10 protein-coding genes are annotated in these 12,858 nt (G+C 62.1%); 3 read left to right on the forward strand and 7 right to left on the reverse strand.

All coding sequences use genetic code 11. The features are described 5' to 3' along the window. Positions 1–143: 143 nt before the first annotated feature. The 6 genes from C8J33_RS17475 to C8J33_RS17500 form a co-directional block, all read right to left on the reverse strand. Positions 144–1,514 carry an alpha-glucosidase/alpha-galactosidase gene (locus C8J33_RS17475; RefSeq protein ID WP_110802515.1) on the reverse strand — a complete coding sequence of 457 codons (1,371 nt, stop codon included), beginning with the start codon at positions 1,512–1,514 and terminating at the stop codon, positions 144–146. Positions 1,515–1,530: 16 nt separating this feature from the next. After that, positions 1,531–3,201, reverse strand: coding sequence for an ABC transporter ATP-binding protein (locus tag C8J33_RS17480; RefSeq protein ID WP_110802513.1), 1,671 nt, complete (start codon positions 3,199–3,201; stop codon positions 1,531–1,533). 13 nt (positions 3,202–3,214) lie between these two features. Next, on the reverse strand, positions 3,215–4,372 hold the full coding sequence (locus C8J33_RS17485) for an ABC transporter permease (RefSeq protein WP_110802511.1): 1,158 nt from the start codon (positions 4,370–4,372) through the stop codon (positions 3,215–3,217). Further along, positions 4,369–5,382, reverse strand: coding sequence for an ABC transporter permease (locus C8J33_RS17490; protein WP_132664977.1), 1,014 nt, complete (start codon positions 5,380–5,382; stop codon positions 4,369–4,371). Before C8J33_RS17490 ends, C8J33_RS17485 begins: the two co-directional genes overlap by 4 nt. 139 nt (positions 5,383–5,521) lie before the next feature. Further along, a complete protein-coding gene (locus C8J33_RS17495; RefSeq protein WP_132664978.1) occupies positions 5,522–7,609 on the reverse strand; it encodes an ABC transporter substrate-binding protein in 2,088 nt (695 codons plus the stop codon). 115 nt (positions 7,610–7,724) lie between these two features. Beyond that, the gene (locus C8J33_RS17500) at positions 7,725–9,191 is read right to left on the reverse strand and encodes an alpha-glucosidase/alpha-galactosidase (protein WP_110802508.1); all 1,467 of its coding nucleotides are present in this window, start codon (positions 9,189–9,191) and stop codon (positions 7,725–7,727) included. A gap of 188 nt (positions 9,192–9,379) precedes the next feature. Here C8J33_RS17500 and C8J33_RS17505 point away from each other — a divergent pair, with 188 nt between their 5' ends. Next, positions 9,380–10,294: an AraC family transcriptional regulator gene (locus C8J33_RS17505; RefSeq protein ID WP_110802506.1), complete on the forward strand. Its 915-nt coding sequence runs from the start codon at positions 9,380–9,382 to the stop codon at positions 10,292–10,294. A 202-nt stretch (positions 10,295–10,496) separates the two neighbouring features. Further along, the gene (locus tag C8J33_RS17510) at positions 10,497–10,640 is read left to right on the forward strand and encodes a DUF1127 domain-containing protein (RefSeq protein ID WP_082475727.1); all 144 of its coding nucleotides are present in this window, start codon (positions 10,497–10,499) and stop codon (positions 10,638–10,640) included. 120 nt (positions 10,641–10,760) lie between these two features. Here the strand turns inward: C8J33_RS17510 and C8J33_RS17515 are convergent, their stop codons facing one another. Next, positions 10,761–11,615: a LysR substrate-binding domain-containing protein gene (locus C8J33_RS17515; protein ID WP_132664979.1), complete on the reverse strand. Its 855-nt coding sequence runs from the start codon at positions 11,613–11,615 to the stop codon at positions 10,761–10,763. 114 nt (positions 11,616–11,729) lie between these two features. Here C8J33_RS17515 and C8J33_RS17520 point away from each other — a divergent pair, with 114 nt between their 5' ends. Then, positions 11,730–12,725 carry a bile acid:sodium symporter family protein gene (locus C8J33_RS17520; protein WP_132664980.1) on the forward strand — a complete coding sequence of 332 codons (996 nt, stop codon included), beginning with the start codon at positions 11,730–11,732 and terminating at the stop codon, positions 12,723–12,725. Positions 12,726–12,858: the final 133 nt, after the last annotated feature.

A 12,858-nucleotide genomic window follows, 5' to 3' on the forward strand; every position in this document is an offset into this window, starting at 1 on the left:
TTTTCTTTGGGCACGAGGCGGTTTTCAGCGACCTCTCTATGATTCAACGGACCGGATGGCCAGGGGTGCCATCCGGTCCGTCAGCGCGGCGGGGACGGTGTCGTCTCGACCCGGGAGGGAGGTCGCGCGCTATCTCTGTCCGGTCAGGCGGCGCGAACCTTCTTTTCGATGCGCGCCCATTGCGGGATCCACTCGTCATGCGCGATCAGCAGATCGTCCACGAGAGACCAGATCTGGTCGAGATCGAGCTCGGCCGCCGTGTGAGGGTCCATCATTGCGGCATGGTAGAGGTGTTCGCGGTTCTCCGTCATCAGGGCCTGAACCGTGAGTTCCTGCACGTTGATGTTGGTGCGCATCAGGGCGGTCAGCTGCGGCGGCAGGGCGCCGACGAAGGTCGGCTGGATGCCGTTTTCATCAACCAGGCACGGCACTTCGGCGGCGCAATTGTCGGGCAGCGAGGTGATGCAGCCATTGTTGCGCTGGTTGCCGTAGATGACCGAGGGCTCGCCGGTCCAGACCGAATTGACGATCGAGGACGCGTATTCCTTGGATTGCTTCACTTCGATCTTGTCGGCGGAGATGTAGGCTGCGGCCTGACCCTTCCAGCGTTCGATCTGCTCGACGCAGCGCTTGGGATATTCGTCGAGCGGAATGCCGAACTTTTCGATCAGGTCCTCGCGGCCTTCCTTGATGAAGTAGGGCGTGTATTCGGCAAAGTGCTCCGAGCTTTCGGTGACGAAGTAGCCGAGACGCGTCAGCATTTCGTAGCGCACCTTGTTCGGGCAGCGCGGGTTCCAGGTCGCCTTCGGCGCACGGCCTTCGCGATAGCCGCGCAGGAGATCCGGGTAGAGATCCTTGTAGGAACCGTCGGGCTGGCGGTGCTCGAACTTCAGGTAGAAGGCCATGTGGTTGATGCCGGCCGACTTGTAGCGGATTTCCTCGTAGGGGATATCCAGATCCTCGGCGAGTTCCATCGCGGTGCCCTGCACGGAGTGGCAGAGACCGACCTGCTTGATCTTCGGATACTTCTCCGCGATCGCCCAGGTGTTGATGGCCATCGGGTTGACATATTGCAGCAGGATCGCCTCTGGGCAGACCTGCATCATATCCTCGCAGATCGACCAGAGATGCGGCACGGTGCGTAAGCCCCGCATGATGCCACCGACGCCGAGCGTATCGGCAATCGTCTGGCGCAGGCCGTATTTCTTCGGCACTTCGAAGTCGGTGACCGTGCAGGGCTCGAAGCCGCCAATCTGAAAGGCGACGACGACGAAGTTGGCACCATCGAGTGCGCGCTTCTGGCTGGAATGCATCTCGATGGTGGCTTTCGCGCCAAGGGACGAGATCAGCTTGCGGACGATGACTTCGCTTTCCGCCAAGCGTTCGGCATTGATGTCCATCAGTGCGATCTTGGCACCGGAGAGAGCCGGGCGCTGGAGGATGTCGCCGATGATGTTCTTCATGAACGTCGTCGATCCCGCTCCGATGAAGGTGATTTTGGGTTGTCTGGTCATGGGGGCCTCTTTCTGCTCAGGCTGCAACGTTGAAGGCGGCTCGGACGAGCCGTTCGGTGTATTCGGTCTTGGGGTTGGACAGGACCTCGGCGACGGGGCCTTCCTCGACGATCTTTCCTCGCTGCATCACCGCGACCCGGTGGCAGAGCGCGCGCACCACCTTCAGATCGTGGGAGATGAAGAGGTAGGAGAGGCCCCGCTCTTCCTGCAGCTTGCGCAGCAGGTCGATGATCTGGGCCTGGACCGAAAGATCGAGCGCCGAGGTCGGCTCGTCGAGAAGAATGAATTCCGGCTCGAGAGCGATGGCACGGGCAATCGCGATGCGCTGGCGCTGGCCGCCGGAGAACTCGTGCGGAAACCGCCCGAGGATGTTGCCCGGCATACCGGCGCTGGCAAGCGCGTCGTAGATCCGTCCCAGCCGCTCGTCGCGCGTCGCGCCGAGCTTGTTGACGATCAGGCCCTCCTCGATGATCTGGCCGACCGACATGCGCGGGTTGAGCGAGGAGAACGGGTCTTGGAAGACGATCTGCATGCGGGCGCGCAGCGGGCGCATCTCGGTCCGGCCGTAGGACTGGATCGCCTCGCCGTCGAACGTGATCTCGCCGCTGCCGGGGTTCAGCAGCCGGATGAGCGCCTGCCCGAAGGTCGTCTTGCCGGAGCCGCTTTCGCCGACGATGCCCAGAGTCTCGCCGCGCCTCAGCGTGAGGCTCAAATCGTTGACGGCGAGAAGCTCGCTGAAGACCGGTTTGAAGAAACCGCCCGATTTCAGCGTGAAGGCAACGCGAACATTGCGGCCTTCGAGGATCACGGGCGCCTTTTCGGAGATAGGCTTCACCGTGCCGCGCGGCTCGGACGCGAGGAGCTTTGCGGTATAAGGATGGCGCGGATTGGCAAACAGCGCCTCGGTGGTGTTGTGCTCGCGCACCTGGCCGGTGCTCATGACATAGACGTAGTCCGAGAACTGCCGCACGACGGTGAGGTCGTGGGTGATCAGGATCACGGCCATATTCATTTCTCGCTGCAGGGAGCGGATGAGATTGAGGATCTGCGCCTGCACCGTCACGTCGAGCGCCGTCGTCGGCTCGTCGGCGATTAGCACGTCCGGCTTGTTGGAAAGGGCCATGGCAATCATGACGCGCTGGCGCTGGCCGCCTGAAAGCTGGTGCGGATACTGGTTGAGCCGCGCCTCCGGCTCGGGGATCTGGACGTGGCGCAGGAGGTCGAGCGCTTCCGCCATGGCCGCCTTCCGGCTCATGCGGCGGTGGACGAGGATGGCTTCGGCGATCTGCGCGCCGATCGTATAGACCGGATTGAGCGAACTCATCGGCTCCTGAAAGATCATGGAGATCCGGTCGCCGCGCAGCTTCCGCCGGCGGTTTTCCGAGAATTTCAGCACGTCCTCGCCCTTGTAGGCGATGGTGGAGCGGGGGCTTGTCACGGCGCGCTTTGAGAGCAGCCCCATGATGGTACGGGCGGTCACGGACTTGCCGGACCCGCTCTCCCCGACGATGGCGATCGTCTCGCCGCGGTAGAGCTGGAAGGACACGTCCTTCACGGCGCTGACCATGCCGTGCTCCACCTTGAAATCGACCGCAACGTTGCGGGCATCGATGATCGGCGCGTCCGTGTGCTGTGCAAGGTCGCAGCGCTCATCTGGGGCCGTGACGGAGATGTCTGATGTCGTCATGGTCTCGCTCCTCTCAATAGGGGTCGATGGCATCGCGCAAGCCATCGCCGAGTGCGTTGAACGCGAAGACGGTGATCAGCACGATGCCGACGGGCGACAGAATCCAGGGATAGGACCCGATGACGGAATAGGTCGAGGTGTCCTGCAGCATCAGCCCCCAGGAGATCAGCGGCGGCTTGACCGCGAAGCCGAGGAACCCGAGGAAGGATTCAAGGAGCACCACGCTCGGAATGGCCAGCGTCACCGCGACGATCACGTGGCTCATGACATTGGGGAAGATGTGCTGGAGGATGATGCGCCGGTCGCTGGCGCCGACCGCGATGGCGGCACGGACATAGTCGATCCGGGCGAGCGCCAGCGTCTTGCCGCGCACCTCCCGCGACATCTGCGCCCAGCCGAGCGCCGACATGACACCGACCACGAAGACGAGGAACACATGCGTAGGCGCCGTGACCGGGATCAGCGAGGTCAGTGCGAGGTAGAGCGGCAGCTGCGGAAAGGCGAGAACGAGCTCCACGAAACGCTGCATCCAGGCATCGAAGCGGCCGCCGAAATACCCCGAGACCATGCCGACCGTGGTGCCGACGACGGTAACGATGAACACCACGGTCAGGGCAATCGATAACGAGATCCGCGAGCCGTAGAGCATGCGGGAGAGGACATCCCGCCCGAACTTGTCGGTTCCGAGGAAATGGATCGGCGAACCGTCCTGCGTGCCGATCAGGTGGCGATCGAGCGGAATGAGGCCGAGCAGCCGATAGGGCGCGCCCTTGACGAAGAGCCCGATGATCTGCGGGTTGTCGTAATCCGGGCCGATGATCGGCTGGAACGTAACCGGATCGAGTTCGTCCGTTTCCCGCACCGGGTAAACCCGTGGAGGGAAGACGAAGTTGCCGTCCTTGTCGGTGAAGCTCGGCAGTTGCGGCGGCGAGAAGCCCACATTCGTCGCTTTGGGATCGACCGGCGACAGGAAATCCGCAAAAACAGCCGAGAAGAGAAGCAGGCAGACAAGGATCAGGCCGAGCATGCCGGTCCAGGATTTCCTCAGCCGCCGCCAGACGAGCGACATGTAGCTCTCGTTGCGGTGGCGCTCGCCCGTCTGGGGTGCGGCCTCGTGCTGCTCCGCCTCGGATGTCGCGATCGGCAGTGTGGCCTGGGTTTCGAAGCTCATGCGGTGGCCCCTCCCATCTGGCGGACGCGGGGGTCGAGGGCTGCGAGCAGCAGATCGGCGATGATGTTGCCGACGATCAGGGTGGCCGAGAGCACCAGCATGAAGGTGGCGGTGACATAGACATCGCCCACGGCCATGGAGCCGACGATGGCGGGGCCGACGGTCGGCAGGGCGAAGATGATGGCCGTCTCGATCTCACCGGTCAGCATGTAGGGGAGGACGACGCCTTGGTACATGACCAGCGGATGCAGCGCATTGGGCACCGCATGGCGCATGATGACCTTGCGCTCGGAGAGACCCTTGGCGCGGGCGGTTTCGACATATTGCGCGTTCAGCGTGTCGAGCAGATTGCCGCGCATGACCCGCATATTGTAGGCGAGGCCGCCGAAGGTGGCGATGGCGATGACCGGCCAGACGTGTTTCAGGAGGTCCACGAACTTGCCCCAGGACCAGGGGGCGCCGCCGTAGCGGGCCGACTGGAACGAGCCGATCTCGCTGACATTGAAGTGGAACACCATGATGTAGACGATAATCAGCGCCATCAGGAAGCGCGGCACCGTCATGCCGAGGAACGAGATGCCCGAAAGCAGCGTATCCACCCAAGTATATTGTCGCGTGGCCGCGAGGATACCGAAGGTGATGCCGATGACGGAGGCAAGGATGTGGCAGACGAGTGCCAGCGCCAAGGTCCGGGGCAGGCGTTCGCCGACCACTTCCGAGACCGGCTTGTTGTAGAACAGGCTGTGGCCGAAATCGCCGCGCGTGACGATGCCCCTGATCCAGTTGACGTATTGGAGGGGCAGCGGCTTATCGAGGCCGTTTGCGATCTTGTAGGCCTGCGCTTGGGCGTCGGCTTCCTCGAAGGACGCGCCGCCCTGGTTGATCGCCTGCGAGCGGATATAATCGCTATAGTCGCCGGGTGGCGCCTGGATGATGGTGAAGGTGACGACGCTCAGGACAAAGAGCACCGGCAGCGCGGAGGCGATCCGCACAAGCAAAAACCTGAGCATGTCGTATCCTTTGGGGAACGGGCCGCCGGACGCGACGCTGCCATGCGCCCGTGCGGTCATTTTTCTCTGCCGCCGGAACGCCCGGCGGCGGTGATGTCAAAGGGCCGTGCTCCGATCAGTTGATCGGACCGGACCACGATCAGTTGATCGGGCCGGGATCTCCGGGCTTGCCGGGAAGCTGCTGCTTGAACAGTTCGTAATCGCCCTGCTTGTCGGCGCTGACGAAGACGCGTTCGCGCAGGATCGTATCTTCAGCCCAGTTGAACATGTAGATCGGTGCGCCCGGGGGAATGTTGGAGAAGCGCTTGTTGATGATAAGCGCCCCCGGATACTCCGTCAGGCCGACCGTATCGACGTTCTCGGTCGCGATCTTCTGATACTTCTTCATCAGGTCCTGCCGTTCGGCATTGTCATTGGACGCGATGAAGCTGTTGACGGCCGCGACCATTTCCTTTTCGAACGGCATCAGATCAACCGTTCCGTCCGGTCCGGCACGGTGATGCCAGCTGGTGCGCGGGCCGACCGGGGCCAGCTGCGGCGTGTTCTGGACCACGGAGGAGATCTCCGAGGTATGGCGCATCAGCGTCCAGTCGAACCGGCCGGCATCGCGCGCCGCATCGCGTTTGACGCCGTCGAGCGAGTTGAGCGTGACCTTGATGCCCAGCTGCTCCATCTGCCCGATTATGCCTTCAGCCAGATTGCGATCCGTACCGTAGTCGGAGGTCGAGAGAAGCACGATCTGCACGTCATCACCGCCCGCGGTGCCCGCGGGGAAGTTGACGAAGCCGTTGCCTTCCGTGTCCTTCAGACCGATTTTCTCCAGGAGCGCCTTGGCGCCCTCCAGATCGAAGGGATAGTAGACGGTCGACTGTCGGTCGTAGAAGCTGGTGCCGGACGAGATGCCGCCGGGATAAATCGAGGTGAATGGCCCCTTCACGAGGCTGTCGCCGATCTTCTTGCGATCGACCGCCATGGTGATCGCCTTGCGGAAATCGGGATTGCGGTTGAGCTCGCGCACGGCCTTGGTCCGCTCGTCCGGGTCGCCCCAGCCATTGGCCGAGAAGTTCATGTGCAGGTTATAGCCGATAAGGCGCGCGCCGAAGGCGAGACGGGCAGGGGCACTTTCCTGTGCCGCACGCTTCAGGCTCTCGACAAAATTTTCCGGCTGCTCGAGGTTCGAGAAATCGCCGGAGCCGGCAATCGCCTGCACGTCGCGGTCGGCCCAAGTCGAGAGCTTGTAATGCAGCTCGTTGACGTAAGGCAGCTGGTGGCCGGCTTCGTCAACCTTCCAGTAATAGGGATTGCGACGCAGCACGATCATGTCGTCCGGCCTGTAGGAGACGGGGACCCAGGCACCCATGACCGGGATGTTCATGTACTGGGCGGGGAAGCCGTTCTTGTACTGGTCGTAGGTGAAGTCCTTGTTGTACTTCGGATGCTTGGTTTTCAGGATATGCGCCGGGCCCGGGCAGAAGGTGCCATAGGCCATGGCGAAAAGGTGCTGGCGAGGGAAGGCTTCCTTGAAGGTCCACTCGACCGTGTAGGCATCGATGGCTTTCAGTGTCGTGCCTTCGCCGAACGTCTCAGGCGAAGCGCCGTTGAGCGGCGTTACATTGGGATCGACCACATTGTCGTTCCAGTAGAACATGACGTCGTCGGAGGTGAACTCGACGCCGTCGGACCATTTCGCGCCTTCGACGAGATGCATGGTCAGCTTGTGGCCGTCCTGCGACCACTCCCAGCTTCGCGCGAGGTTCGGCAGCGGCTCGACGTCGGTCGCTTCGACCTGAAACAGCGGTGCGGTGCGCGTCAGGCACTCCGACATGGCGATGTCGATGCCGCCCCAGCCCTGTGTCTGGCCCGCCGAATAGTTCCAGCCTTCCGGCCGTCCGCCGATGACATGGCGCAGGGTATCGCCATAGACGCCGATGCCGTCCGGCATATTGCCGGTCTTGTAGACCAGCGGCTCCTTCGGCAGGCGCTGTTCGACCGGCGGAAGCTTGCCGGTCGCGACGAACTTTTCCGTCACCCAGTCCGGCTCGCTGTATTTCGGCAGCGCCTTGAACTCGAGAATCGAGTCGCGCGGCACATAGGTGATCTTGCCTTGCCCCGGAAAGGGCGGCGCTTCCGGCGCGACGGTCGGCTCGGAGGCCGAGGCGGTCATTGCGAAGGCGGATACGCCGAGCATCAGCGCGGCGACGGCTCTCAAATGGCGGTTCGATGTCATGGTCCTGTCTCTCCCTCAATCTCTGCCGGTCCGGTTTCCCCGGCTGCGGCACTCCTCCGGAACAAGCCGGTCCGCCTCTCCTCCAGAAGCGGGCCGTCTCATGGTCAAGCCGTTGTTAGCTCGCAGCCCGCAGTTCGGCCTTCTCGGCCCTCAACTCCTCGATGGAGCGGACTTCGCGGCGGGCGACGCCCTTCCAGTCGCGGGTCTTCACCGTAGCATGCTTCAGGCGTTCGCGGGCTTCCGGAACGGCGTGCGCATATTGCGGCAGCCATTCGGCCTGGGCGACGACCATCTCGTCCACCATCTGCCAGACCTCGTCCGGCGTGCAGATCGCGCCGACCAGCGGGTCGTGCAGCACGGCAAGCTTCAGGAGATCGATATCGCCGGATATGGCGGCATGGACGGACATGCGCTGCACGTTGATCGAGGCTATGCAGGTTGCCGCGCAGGCTTCCGGCAGCGTGATGCCGGCGACCATGTTGATGCCGAAGCGATCGACGAAGCCGGGCGACTCGATGATGGCATCGGCCGGAAGATTGGTGATGACGCCATTGTTCTTGACGTTGAAGTGCCCACGATAGACACGGCCCGTTTCCAGCGCCTCAAGAATATGGCTGGCATGTTCGTTGGAACGCTTGGCCGGATCGAGCGGCTTGCCGGCGCTTTCCAGAAACTGCGGAAATTCGGTTTCGAACCAGTTGCGCGTTTCCGTGGAGTAGCGCAGATAGCCGCCGGTCTCGCCGTGGATCCAGTCGGACATGTCGATCCAGCGGGTGATTTCCTCCGGCCGCTTGCGATACCATGGCAGGTACTCGGACAGATGACCGTTGCTCTCTGTGGAGTAGACGCCGAAGCGCTTGAGGACGTCGATGCGCAGCTTTTCCTGCTGCGAGAACACGGGATGCGCTTCGAAGGCGGCGACCAGCTCGTCCTTGCCGATCTTGCGGCCCTTCAGGCGAATATCCGTGAACCAGGTCTGGTGGTTGATGCCCGAGCAGATGAAGTCAAGTTCGCCGTCCTCGGCACCGAGGATTTCGGCGATCTGCTCGCCGCCATGCTGGACGCCGTGGCAGAGGCCGATCGTGTCCACCTTGCCGTATTCGATCGCAGCCCAGGTGTTCATGGCCATGGGGTTGGCATAGTTCAGGAACTTCGCGCCGGGTTCGGCAAGCTCGCGGATGTCCTTGCAGAAGTCGAGAATGACGGGAATGTTGCGCTGGCCGTAGAGAATGCCGCCGGCGCAGATCGTGTCGCCGACGCACTGATCGACGCCGTATTTCAGGGGAATGCGGATATCGTCCGCATAAGCGCCGAGACCGCCGACGCGGACGCAGCTGATCACATAGCGCGCACCTTCGATGGCCTTTCGGCGATCCGTCGTTGCTGTCACCTTGGTTGGCAGGCGGTTGGCTTCGACGATGCGGTCGAGGATCGTCTTGATCATCGAGAGGTTCTGCTCGCTGATGTCGGTCAGTGCGACCTCGATCTCGGCGAATTCCGGTACGGACAGGATGTCCGTGAAAAGCTTCTTTGTGAAGCCGACGCTGCCTGCGCCGATGATGGCGATCTTGAAGCTGCTCATGGCGGTCTCTATCCTCCGAATGGGTCTTGTCGTTCAGCCGGGTAAAATCGCGCGGTGCAGGCCAGGCGTGAAGCCATTCAGGCTTCCCGTTCGGCTGTCATTTGGCGCTCTGTACTCTCCCGGTATTGCTCCCTTGGGCGGCATTATGCGTATAATATCGAAGCGTGATAGAGAGGGATTGTGCTTTCATGGGTAATTCTATGCTGCAAAGATTGATGGCCAGCGGGCCTTGCATGAGGACCGTTTCCCTGCCACGCGGTCGGCATCGGCTGCACACCATGCCGACGAGCACCGGTTACGAGATCCGCGAAAAACCCAACTACGACTGGGACGGGCGCAAGCGCGGACAGACGCCGTTCACGGTTTTGCAACACACGATCTCCGGCGCCGGCAACCTGCGTTATGACGGGCGCGCCTACCGCGTGATACCCGGCGAAACCCTGCTGGTCACCGTGCCGGACAATCATCGCTATTGGCTGGAACCCGGCGGGCGGTGGGAGTTCTTCTGGATTTCCATGAATGGCGAGGAGGCGATGCGCCTGCACCAGGCCATTCTCTCCGCCAACGGACCTATCCTGTTGCTCCAGCCGGAAACGATCGAGCACCTTGCCGATTGCAGCTACCGGCTGATCCATGACGGCGGGGAAATGCCAGGACGGGCCTCGGCCATCGCCTATGAGGCGGCGATGGCGCTTTACGACGATGTCTTCGGGGCGCATCCGGTGTTCGGGCAGGAATATCGCACGATGCAGCATGTCCTGAACCATATCGCCGACAATCTGGAGAAGCCGCTGCCGGTGGAGGAGCTCGCGCGCGTATCCGGGCTCAGCCGCGCGCATTTCTCCCGCGTCTTCAGCGCCACAGAGGGCATGCCGCCGGCAGAATTCGTGATGCGCAAGCGGCTGCAACGCGCTGCCAAGCTGTTGACGCAAGCTGCCAACCTTTCGGTCAAAGAGATCTCGCTGATGTCGGGCTTCGAGGAGCCCAATTACTTCGCCAAGGTCTTCCGCCGGCATTTCGGTGCAAGCCCGACGGAATTTCGCACGACAGGCATGTATGCAAGCGTTGTCGAGCCGCGGGGCGTGTCGGAGGAGGGCGCCTGACCCATCAGGGCGAACGCCGAGATCATATAAGTCTTACAGATTTCCTAACCTCTGCAAATCCGAGGCATGCGGCTCTTGCATACGTCACCTGAGGCTTTCGCGCTGGTCGATGTTGCGGTGCACGCGTATAAAGGTCTCAACACAGCGAAAGAGACGAAACAAGGGTTTCGCCAACGCTGGAGACCTTGGAAAGGGGATCATCATGAACGTAGCACGCTCCTTCAATAACTGGCGCAAGTATCGTCAGACGGTGACCGAACTCGGCCGCATGTCGACGCGCGAACTCAACGACCTCGGCATCTCCCGCTCCGAGATCACCAGCGTCGCCCGCGCTGCCATCCGCTAAGTCCGGGACTGGGGTTTCCGCTTAAGTGGAAGCTGCACGGATCATCTTGCTTCACGCCCGCGATTGCCGCGGGCGTTTTGCGTTTTGGGCATCGTCAGGGGTCAAAAATGAATTCTGGCCTTACGCATGGTGTGGCGCGATCTGCGCAACGATGAGGTTCGACAATGCATCGACCAGCGCTGCGTCGGCGCCACGTCTCTGCACCAACACGAATTCCACATCCGCAAGCGGCGGAAGACGATCTGCCGAGACCTCGCGCAGGCCGCTTGGCGCCATGCTGCGGGGCTGGACCAGAAACCCCATGCCCGCCCGCGCTGCGGCCGTCAGCCCGCTCAGACTGCCGCAGGTGCAGACGATCCGCCAAGGCATGCGTGCCGCGTCAAGCGCCTCCTGCGCGATGCGCCGCGTGATCGAGGGTGGGGGGAAGGCGATGAGCGGCAAGGCGTTTCCGCGGGACAGCAGGAGATCAGGGTCCTGTGCAAGCCAGACGAGCGGCTCGCGATAGAGTAGCCGCCCATGCGTTTCGCCGATGTGACGCTTGGCGAGCACCAGATCGAGATCGCCGGCATACTGCATCTGATTGAGCACGGCACTGAGGGCAACTGTCATTTCGAGATCCACCAGCGGATAGAGGCGGATGAAGTCCGCAAGGATCGCCGTCAGGCGGCTGGCCACGACATCCTCCGAAACGCCGAGCCGCAACCGCCCGCGCAACCGGTTCTCACCAAAGAGCGCCGCGACCTTGCCATTCAGATCGAGCATGCCGCGGGCGTGGCCGAGAAGCGCTTCTCCCTCCGCCGTCAGCCGCACCTGGTGCGTATCGCGGAACACCAGTTGTCGCCCAAGCGCTTTTTCCAGTCTCTGGATATGCTGTGTGACCGTAGACTGACCGATGCCGAGACGCAGAGCCGTCTCCGTGAAGCTCCCGGTTTGCTCAAGCATGACGAAGCTGGCGAGATGGGTGAGGTTGAGCACGGTTATCGGACTTTATAATGACTGTTAGTGTTTGCATCTTGAAACATGATAAGCGATGACGCGACGCAACTTCAAGGCAAGACCTGTCCCCAGAGCCATCAAGGGATCACCACCATGCGCCGCTACCTGCCCGATACCTTCACCGTCCTCCTCGTCTGCACCGTCATTCTTGCGTCGCTCCTGCCGATCCATGGCCGATATGCTGACGTGTTCGATATCGCGACGGACATTGCGATCGGGCTCCTGTTCTTCCTCCATGGCGCGCGCCTGTCGCGCGATACCGTGGTGGCGGGCGCGCTGCACTGGCGGCTGCACCTGACGATCCTTCTGACGACGTTCTGCATATTCCCGCTTCTGGGCCTTGCCATCGGCCTCATCCCCACGTCGGTTCTCGCCGCCCCGCTCTATATCGGCATTCTCTTCCTCTGCGTCCTGCCCTCGACGGTCCAGTCCTCGATCGCATTCACTTCGATGGCCGGCGGCAATGTGCCCGCAGCCATCGTCGCGGCCTCCGGCTCCAATATCTTCGGCATGTTCCTGACGCCGCTGCTGACGGGCCTCGTCCTGTCCACCACGGGCGGCGGCGGGTTTTCCTGGGAGGCGCTGCAGAGCATTCTTCTGCAGCTGATGCTGCCCTTCGTCGTCGGGCAGATCCTGCAGCCCTGGATCGGCAACTGGATCCGCTCGCGCAAGAAACTCCTGATGCCCGTCGATCGCGGCTCCATCCTGATGGTCGTCTACCTCGCGTTCTCCGAGGCTGTCATGGAAGGGCTGTGGCACACGTTCTCGCTCGGCGATATCGCCGCCGTCATTCTCGTTGATATGGCGCTCCTGGCCACTGTCCTCTGCATCACCATGTTCGGCAGCCGCCTTCTCGGCTTCTCAAAGGAAGACGAGATCACCATCACCTTCTGTGGATCGAAGAAGTCGCTGGCCAGCGGCGTGCCCATGGCCAATGCCATCTTCGGCAACGCTTCTTCCTCCGTCGGTGCCATCGTGCTGCCGCTGATGCTGTTCCATCAGATCCAGCTCATGGCTTGCGCCGTGATCGCCCAGAAATATGCAGCGCGACTGAAGGACAAGGCGGAGGTAAAGCCGCTCGCCGCCTGAAGTGGTTTTGAGGAGGCTATCTGTAAGCGGGTATGCACGATGAGGCGAAGAAACTGTTCGCATGTGCGAATGCTGGTGCGCACGTAAACCATCGTTTAAAATTCACGCCGTATGGTGCCGTCATTCGTTGTTC

This window comes from Rhizobium sp. PP-CC-3G-465, from assembly GCF_004343445.1.
Classification (GTDB): Bacteria; Pseudomonadota; Alphaproteobacteria; order Rhizobiales; family Rhizobiaceae; genus Ferranicluibacter; species Ferranicluibacter rubi.